This window comes from uncultured Porphyromonas sp., assembly GCF_915070105.1.
Lineage (GTDB): Bacteria > Bacteroidota > Bacteroidia > Bacteroidales > Porphyromonadaceae > Porphyromonas.
This window is the reverse complement of sequence record NZ_CAJZFJ010000076.1, coordinates 1-9,004: the sequence shown is the minus strand read 5'-3', so window position 1 is coordinate 9,004 and position 9,004 is coordinate 1. Positions and strand designations below refer to the sequence as shown.

Sequence of the window (9,004 nt, the reverse complement as noted above, 5' to 3'; positions counted from 1 at the left end):
CCTGGATGAGCAGGGAGAGCAGGGTGATGAAGAAGACGATATGGAAGAGCGTCTCTGCCCCCTCTACCTGGCTCATCTGCGGGTACGTGGCGAAGATGATCGGCACAGCACCCCTCAGCCCCACCCAAGAGAGGAACCACCGCCCTCGCATGCTGATACTCGGGAAGAATACGAGACATAGGTGGACAGCTAGTGGACGGGCGATGAAGATCATGAAGAGTCCTGCGAGCAGAGCAAAGCCTGCGATCGGTAGGAGGTTATGTGCATCGACGAAGAGCCCAAGGATGATGAAGAGAGCGATCTGTAGAAGCCACGTCAGCCCGTCGAAGAAGGTAACGATACTCTTCTTGTGTACCACCCGCTTGTTCCCCACCAGTACGCCCATGATATAGACAGCGAGGTAGCCGTTGCCCTGCAGTAGTGTCGTCGCCGAGAAGGTCAGGAAGACGACGCAGAGGAGGAGGATCGGATAGAGGGCTTCGTTGCCAATGTTGGCCTTGTTGAGGAGCTTGACGGTCAGCCAACCCATCACATAGCCCAGCAGTCCCCCGACAGAGAACTGCAGGAGGAAGGTCACGAGGATACTCCCTGCCGAGCCTTCGCTCCCCCCCGTGACATACTGGATGAGGGCGATCGTGAGCATGTAGGCCATCGGGTCATTACTTCCACTCTCTAGCTCTAGGATCGGGCGGAGCCCCTCCTTGAGGTGCATATTCTTCGAGCGAAGGAGCGCAAAGACCGAGGCAGAGTCCGTACTCGACATCGTAGCCGCCAGTAGCAGTGCTATCGGGAAGGTGAAGTGCACAGGAGCTAGCCCCAGCTGATCCAGCCCATAGAGAAATCCCCCAAAGCATACCGTCGTCAGCAGTACCCCCAGCGTGGAGAGCGTAATACCAGGCCCTAGAATCGGGCGGATCTCGGCAAACTTAGTCTCCAGCCCCCCGAAGAAGAGGATCACCGTAAGGGCGACCATCCCGATGAACTGCGTATGCCCTGCGTCATTATACTGTATCCCGAGTCCTGCGCTACCGAAGATCATCCCCGTAATGAGGAAGAGGAGCAGGGCGGGGACTCCAAATCGTGTCCCGACCTTGCCTGCCATGATACCAGCGAGCATCAGGATGGACCCGACGAGTAATATCGGTTCGTATGCTAATGGGGCTTGCTCCATATATTACACTGTGTTATTTAGTCTGCTTTACCTCGCCTAAGTAGCGAATTTAACAAAGATACAGAATAAAGGCGTTTTTTCAAAGGCACTTCCCTCATAATCGCTCATTTGCACACCTACCTCATAAGGGATGACTCTAGGGATAGAAAAGCATAGCCAGAGCACAGCGCAAGCTCTCTGCCTATATGACCCAAGGAAGCCTCTCTCCGCTATGGTGCTACCCTCCCCAAGCGCAAGTAGATACCTCGGGAGATGCAGGCTAGTAGCTCCGAGGGGATGACCCTCGTGAAGAATAGCCCTCGGTCATTACCCAGCCCCTTACCTTACTCTGCCGTCCGCAGACCGCTAGCCCCTCCTCTTAGATATATTGCTCTAGCCACAGAGCATAAGCCCTACGCCAAAGGCTCTAATAGGGGGGATGGGAGGGTACGATCAGCTGACCAACTTACGCAGAGAGCTATTCACAGATGGGATTAGGACTCTTGGGCTGCTTGCGGAGGTCTATGCCCTTCGGCACATCCCCTCGGCGTATCCCCTTGAGGTAAGACTCCTCAAGCACAGAATCAACGGGCACCTCGAGTACTGCATCGGCGGGTACCTTACCGAAGAGCCCCTTGGTCTTATAGGCCTTGAGCTCCTTGCTCTCTAGGTCATAGACTACGAGGAAGGAACCCTCCCACCCATCTATGTAGAGGGTATAGACTGATCTCGTAGAGCTTAGGATGGGGATCATGGGATCTCTGGGATCTAAGGGCTGGGGATCGTGCTCCAGTGACCCACCTAGCCAACAGTCATACCATACGGAGTCGTAGTCCTGGAGGTAAGCCATACCACCGATCACGAACTGGGGATCAAGCAAGCTCCATATAGAGCTGAGCGATAGTGTATCACGCACCGAATCAGACAGCTCCCGATAGCTACTCCGCACACCGACCTCTGGGACGAAGACTACACGCAGGAAGCTGTCCGCCGAGATCCACTGCACGGCTAGGTACTCATCCCGGTGCTCCTCTGCATGGCGCCGCAGCTCATCTACAAACTGAGCCAAGGACAGATAGGGCTGGAGCTCCACCCTCGTCCTCACAGCGGGTCTAGAGAAGTAACAGGAGGTAATACAGCAGAGGATGAAGAGCACAAAGAAATACTTGGAGCGATAGCGAATAGGCATCATAGGTGAGCTCAAACTTATATTCAGATTCTGACGACACAAGGATAATCGCTTATCCAGCATCCCGCTTAGCGTCTAAAGGATTTGCCCCGCCCCCGGTAGTCTCGCCCTCGGAGGTAGTCAGGATAGATCCCTTGGAGGTCTCTAGCCATCGTCTGGAGTACCTCTGAGAGATCCATACATTGGTCTCCTCGGCTAGTGGTACGACGGTCATATACCCTAAGCTGTCCATCCGGGGAGATAACAAACCGCCTATTATAGGCAGCGATATCAAACACGAGTGGAGCATCCCCTGACGAGAGCTCCTCCAAGGGAACACTCTTGGGGTCTAACGGCTCAAGCGTCTTCACTCTTAGAGAGAACGAGTACCTATACCAGCCCCCTCCCACAAGCTGGACAAGCACATCGACAAAGCGGAAGCTCTCTGTATCTAACAGCCCCAGGAGCTCCTCCCATGTATGGAAGTAGGGACGACGCCCAAACTTATTGTAGTACTCATACTCATAGATCTCCGCTCTGAACCGAAGAGACGGGACAATGATCATACGTTCTACCCGCTGTCCCCGAGGAATATGCCTAGCTACCTCCCATCGTATAGTGGGACCCTCCCACCGGAGTGTGCGATGGAGCGCTCGGGCAAATGCTCCGACCTCCATCCTGCGACGTTCCTTCGGAGGCGTGAAGCTCCTCGGCCGTCGTAGTGGTGCAGTACTACACGCACTGAGTAGGTAGAGCCCAAGGAGAGCTCCAAGGAACAGGGTGTATAGAGCCGCACCTCGCCCTTGACAATTATTGTATTTACTCTCCTTCATACTAGCCATCTCCTTATCATCCGATGAACTTATCCCCCTCCCATTTAAGGATTGGGCACCTCCCGAAGGATCTTTTTCAAGGCCTTGATGCGTCGGTTACCAGCTGCTCGATCGTGCTCGTAGTCACTCCCTCGGAGGATGTAGGGGGGATGCTCCGAATAAGCCTTGACGACCACAGGGAGTACCTCTGAGGGTTGCCTTATCCTCTCATGAGAAAAGTCGTAGGCCTCTAGCTGCCCATCCTGAAGTGAGTAGCTATACCGCCCCGAGAAAACAAGCCTAAACGTCAGTGGTGCTCCCCGAGAAAGGAGTGTCTCTAGGAATGGCCGATACTTCGCATCATAGAGCATCGAGTCAATAGGGACAACCCGCCTATCTAGACTCTCAAGCATGCAGGAGTACCAGTGTCCATCTCCCTCCTCGATGAAGGCTTGTACGCCACAGAAGCTCTCCATATCCAGCAGCCCAAAGAGCTCCTCCCAGCTATGGAAGTAGGGCTGACGACGGAACTTATTGTAGTACTCATATCTCTCGATCCCTCTCTTAAAACGAAGAGTGGGGACGAGGAGTACTTGACGCACCTGAGGGCTAAGATTAGGGATCTTCCGTAGAAGGGCTGCCCTCTGCCTATTGAGCGAGCGATGGAGCTCTTGCGCACATGCTCGGACATCCATTTGAGGACGTTCCTTAGGCGGCACAAAGTTCCTTGGTCTCCTCTTCGTGCCACAAGAATAGAAGAGACTGATCCCGAGCAGTATGATTAGAATTTTCCTCATAATACCTTTCCTTACACCCTAGATCCCATCAGACCTAGGGCTCTAGTAGACATAGATCATAGGGAGCCTTTTCTCCCTGCGTATATCCTTGCGATTGCTTGTGACTCGCAGGCGTATTGATCTGAGGACTTGATCCTCTAGAAGAGAATCTACAGGAAGCTCCTCATACGGAGGATAGGAGTCATAGACCCTAAGCCTCGTCCCCTCTGGGTCATAGACGAAGAAGTAGGGAGCGACCATCTGCCCTAGATAAAAAGCCCTGAGAGGCTTTGGCGAAGCTAGGAAGGCACGTATAGGCAGAGTGCAATCAGAGGAGTCTAGGGGATGAGGTTCTTGGTCATATGGACCTCTAAGCGACCACTCATACCATACGGAGTCGTAGTCCTGAAGGTAAGCGACTCCTCCCACCACCACTTTAGGGTCAATCAGGCTCCAGACGGAGTGGAGCGATAGGGTATCGAGTACGGGATCAGATAGGCACCTTTTGCTCCTATCGATATTGACCTCTGGGACGACGACTACCCTCAGGAAGCTGTCCGCCGAGATCCACTGTACCGCTAGGTACTCATCGCGATGGCGATCCATGTGATGCTGCAGTTCGTCCACGAACTGAGCCAAGGAGCGGTAGGGCTTGACGGAGAGCTTCCTACTGAGTAGACAGCAAGAGCACAAACCGTAGAGCAGGAGCAGTATGCCGAGGCTCCTAGTGAGGGAATGAGGATAGGTCATTTAAATATTATTTCTGTAAAGCAGATGATGGAACTTGGCGAGATGGTACGGCTTGCTCCTGTTATGGGATCCCAAATATTGATATTATACAAAATATGGCTAGATCCCCCACCTAATAAATTTAGCTTATCGGCAAATGTCATACCTATGATATTCACAGCATGGCCTTCCCCTCCTGAGGCTATTGTAGCAATATACTCGACTCTTCTTGATGATAACTTCTGCATCATACCAGCCCAATGTGATTCATCAAACGTGGACGACTTTACCTGTGCAATATCCTTGGGAAATGCGCGTGGACTAAGCTCGCTTATAGCAGCCCCTTCTTTTTCCCCCGCTAACTGGATAAACTCCGATGCTTTCCTATTGAAGTGACCGTTGTCCGCATACTCAGAAGCATAGGCATAGCAATGCTTTTTGGAATCTGGCTGCGCGGGTATACCTGTTTTAGGCAATGACCCATAATGTTCCATGTTCATATACTTCGCCCCTGTCCAACGATTTGCGCCCATTTTCTCAGCCAGTTTATACCCCCGAATGCCACCACTAATAGCCCCAGAAATAGCCCCTCCAGCAGCCCCCCAAAGGGCACTACTCCCAGCATCTAAAAAGAAATCTCTACCAGCAATAAGGTTATTCAATCCATTAAGAGCAATTCCTGACACAGCTCCCGTAACAGCTCCTGATGCTGCGCCGATCGCCGCTCCTGTAAATGCCCCTAGAGCCAAATTTGATGCTGCCAGAGCTCCTCCTGTGAAACCAGAGAGCCCTCCGACCAACGCTCCTACACCAAAATAGGCAAGGAATCCACCAAAGCCCGAGATCTGCTGTCGATGAGCAATAGCATTCATTGTTCCCCCAATAATGGCTCCTATCGCAACAGGAATCAACCAAAACACCTTTCCACTCTGATCTGTATACCTCAGAGGGTTATTTAGGCAGTAGCTGTAGCGGTTGAAGCTCTGCGAGAAGTCTGGGAGCTGTACGTATGGATCAGGGCTCAGGAAACGTCCTGTATAGGGGTCATAGAGGCGGGCATTCATCTGTATAAGATCAAACTCTGGCAGATGCTCATGTCCTGTGAAGCCTCGGCCTAGGAAGAGTGGCTCCTCCTGCCCTTCTTCCACACGCCCCCAGGGGCTATAGTGATAGTGTGCCCTCCGAGTTCCATCTGAGGCTACGATGTCCGTAATACTCCCGAGGTAGTCCCGCGCGATGTAGTAGAGGTGCCACCCCTCACGCTCCTTGACCAAAACGGCTGGGGCACTGTAGGCATCTCCCTCTAGGTAGAGCCGAGCAGTCCGTTCTCCACTCTGAGGGTGGTACTCCTCTTCGTACTGGTTGCCCCAATAATAGACTTCCCGCTGTAGGGTATCCCCTCGGGTGAGCCTCATCCGTATCCGATCCAGAGCACTGTTGTAGTCCCAAACTGCCCGATAGGCCCCCTGTGTGATACTCTCAGGTCGATCAAAGGAGGTATAGGTCAGAGTCTGCTCCACTTCTGTCTTCAGGCTCGGTGGGAGCAAATCTGCGATGCGAACAAAGGGACTTCCCGAGAAAGGGACTGGTTGGGGTGTAGGATCCTGCGGGAGCTCTACTGGATCAAAGCAACTTCCCTCAAAGCTATTTACTTCTGTTAGACGATAGGGGTGTGCTCCGTCCTCATAGAGGAAGTTGCATCCACCCGAGAGTTCATCCCCTGTCCGAATAAGATTTCCATTGGAGGCATAGGTACAATTACTTCCCCTATCCCAGTTATTAAGTCTGTTTAGAAGGTCGTAGCCGAAGGACTGCGTCCGTACTGTATCTCTCACCATCCAGGTACGAAGAGAGAGATTGCCCGTGCGGGGATCAAACTCATACGTCTCACGCTGGACATCTCCCATCGCACGTCCTGTGAGTACCCCCTGAGGGCTGTAGCTGTATGTACGTCGCTGTCCACCTGTACTAGCCTCTGTAGGTATCCCCATATTATTGACCGCACGCAGCCTCCAGATCGTATCTATCGTGGGACGTAGAGGAGACTGTAGTCGGGTCATCATATGATGACCATGCGCATAGCTATACTGCTCGGTGAACTCCGCTGACTCTGGCGTGCGATAGGTCAGGCTGGCGACCCGTCCACCTCTATCGTAGCCATAGGTTCGTTTAAGGATCTTACTCGGTGTCACCCCCTCCTCTTGGGTTGCTATCCGCCCAAGGGCATCATAGGTATAACTCTTGAAGCTTCCGTTAGTCGATCGCTCCTCTATGGGACGACTATAGGCGTCATAAGTATAGCTTGTAGAGAAGGCCTTATCTCGATCGATCCTTAGGAGACGACCATAGGGATCTATAGTCGTAGTGATGCTACCATTGGGGGTGACATATCGCTTGGTACAGGTACCATCGGAGGCATAGTTATACTCTGTCTCCCTCAGCCCTGCACTGGGATCATCTAGTCGCGTCTGACGACCATAGTCATCATACTCAAAGGCCGTATACCCTCCACCTACGACTCGGATACGTGCGATCAAACCAAACTTATTATAATTATAGTAAATCGTCCCACCGGCATCTTTGACGGAGCTAAGCTGGCCGACTTCGTTATGCGTCTGGGTCTTTGATATCCCCTCCTTAGTCTCTGTCGTCTGGTTGCGCTCGTACTGCCAAGTCGTCTCCTTACCAGAAGCCTCTACATAGTGAGTCTTTCGGCCATATTCATCGTAGCTATATTCGTTCCAGGAGGTAGCTGTCGCCCCCCTGTAAGGGAGGGACACCTGATGGATATTCCCCTGCCGATCATAGTTGGTATCTATCCAGAGCATCGAGCCATCGAAGAGTTCAGATCCTTGCCTCTGGACTCGTCCTAGAGCATCATAGAGGGTATGGGTCGTAGGGGTTCCTGTGGATCTGGTGATCTCTGTGTATTGACCATAAGATCCCTGTTCATAGCTAGTCGTGCGAATAGAGCCATCTGGACCCTGTACGCGTACAGCATTGCCCCAGATATCATACTCAGTCTGTGTCCTATTGCCTAGGGCATCGATCTTCACTCTAGCATTCCCTCTTTGATCAAAGTCAGAGGACCTCACGACCAGCCCTAGAGCATCGGTCTTGGCCACGACATGTCCCTCACCATCATAGGTGTAAGTATCACCAAGTAACTGAGAGACCTCATAGGGAGCCGACTTCTCTGAGATTAGATGCCCCCTATCATCATAGCTCCAGACAGATCTCTTTAGGCGAACTCCAGCACTCGTACCATTATCCTGAGTCGTCGTGGAGCTTACAGGACGAAGGAGTGCATCATGCTCCATCGTAACTGTTGTCACCGTCCTCGGTTGCGTTCCTATGGTCAGCTCTGTACGTGTCTGGCTCTGTGTTCCTAGGAGATATAGGCTAGGACTCAGACTGTGACGATAGGTATTATAGGCAGCTTGGGTTCGAGAGGAGCTTCCATCTAGGAGGGAACTTACTAGTTGCTCCTTGGTCACATACTGGTAGGGATCGCAGGTGAGTGTCTTCTCTTGGCTGGTACCCATGAGATGGTTCTTCGTACGTACAGCGGAGAGGTGGTATCCCCAGCGCTTCCCTCTCGGGGGATACACCCCTTGAGCATACTCCATATGAGCCTCCTCCGCTGGATGAGAGGCAGACTGCCCTAGCAGGCCTGTAGTTACGGAGATGGGCACCCCTCTCAGGGTTGGGGCATATCGTGTGACCTGCTCGGTGAACGTCTGTAGATCCTCCACCCTAGTCTGCTCAAAGCCACAGAAGCCAAGCCCTAGCCGACTAACCATAAGATTCGTATAGTAGTAGAGCTTATCAGCAATGATCGTCCCCGTCTCATCAGGCAGATAGGTACGCTGCCCCTGAAGTAAAAACCAAGAGGGTAAGATACGACAGAGTCCCTCTGTAGTCTGCTGTCCTACTGTAGCTGTCTCCGTGTAGGGGGCTCCATGGTTGATACGGCTTATCTCCCGGAGATTCGCATACTGATTACACTGCTCGATTCCTCGGCTATCAATGAAATTAGTAAGTAGGCCTCGCCTCTGCTTATTAGATCCTAAAATATATGGGATGCAAGCCCCATCTCTCTTCATACATAGTAGCTGTGCAGTCTGATCTCGGGTGGCTAGACTCAGTGGGATCGGTCGGATAAAGCCTGTCGGAAGGAAGGCGCTACGGGGAGAGGATATCATCCCGTGCTCATTGAGATACACTGAGATGCCCTCATCATCTATATACACCAGATCCGATAGACCATCATGATTCACATCTATAGCAAAAATCTCATCAGGTCCACCCCAATCTCCCTCTTTATTGGGGTCTGCACCTAGAGGGAATAAGCTTTGTTCATATGATT

General features: G+C 52.2%; 6 protein-coding genes. All 6 read right to left on the bottom strand.

The features are described from left to right. Positions 1 to 1,171, bottom strand: a 1,171-nt coding sequence (locus QZ554_RS07370) for a potassium/proton antiporter (RefSeq protein WP_297195481.1), incomplete at its 3' end; no start/stop codon positions are given. Between the two features lie 457 nt (positions 1,172 to 1,628). Then, on the bottom strand, positions 1,629 to 2,354 hold the full coding sequence (locus QZ554_RS07365) for a hypothetical protein (RefSeq protein WP_297195479.1): 726 nt from the start codon (positions 2,352 to 2,354) through the stop codon (positions 1,629 to 1,631). Between the two features lie 53 nt (positions 2,355 to 2,407). Then, entirely contained in the window at positions 2,408 to 2,884 is a 477-nt protein-coding gene (locus QZ554_RS07360) for a hypothetical protein (RefSeq protein ID WP_297195478.1), read from the bottom strand. A gap of 311 nt (positions 2,885 to 3,195) precedes the next feature. Beyond that, positions 3,196 to 3,927 carry a hypothetical protein gene (locus QZ554_RS07355; protein WP_297195476.1) on the bottom strand — a complete coding sequence of 244 codons (732 nt, stop codon included), beginning with the start codon at positions 3,925 to 3,927 and terminating at the stop codon, positions 3,196 to 3,198. A 42-nt stretch (positions 3,928 to 3,969) separates the two neighbouring features. Next, positions 3,970 to 4,656 (bottom strand): hypothetical protein, encoded by a 687-nt coding sequence (locus tag QZ554_RS07350; RefSeq protein WP_297195474.1) that lies wholly within the window; start codon positions 4,654 to 4,656, stop codon positions 3,970 to 3,972. Beyond that, on the bottom strand, positions 4,653 to 8,915 hold the full coding sequence (locus tag QZ554_RS07345; protein ID WP_297195472.1) for an RHS repeat-associated core domain-containing protein: 4,263 nt from the start codon (positions 8,913 to 8,915) through the stop codon (positions 4,653 to 4,655). The genes QZ554_RS07350 and QZ554_RS07345 overlap by 4 nt, the downstream gene beginning before the upstream one ends. Positions 8,916 to 9,004 lie beyond the last annotated feature (89 nt).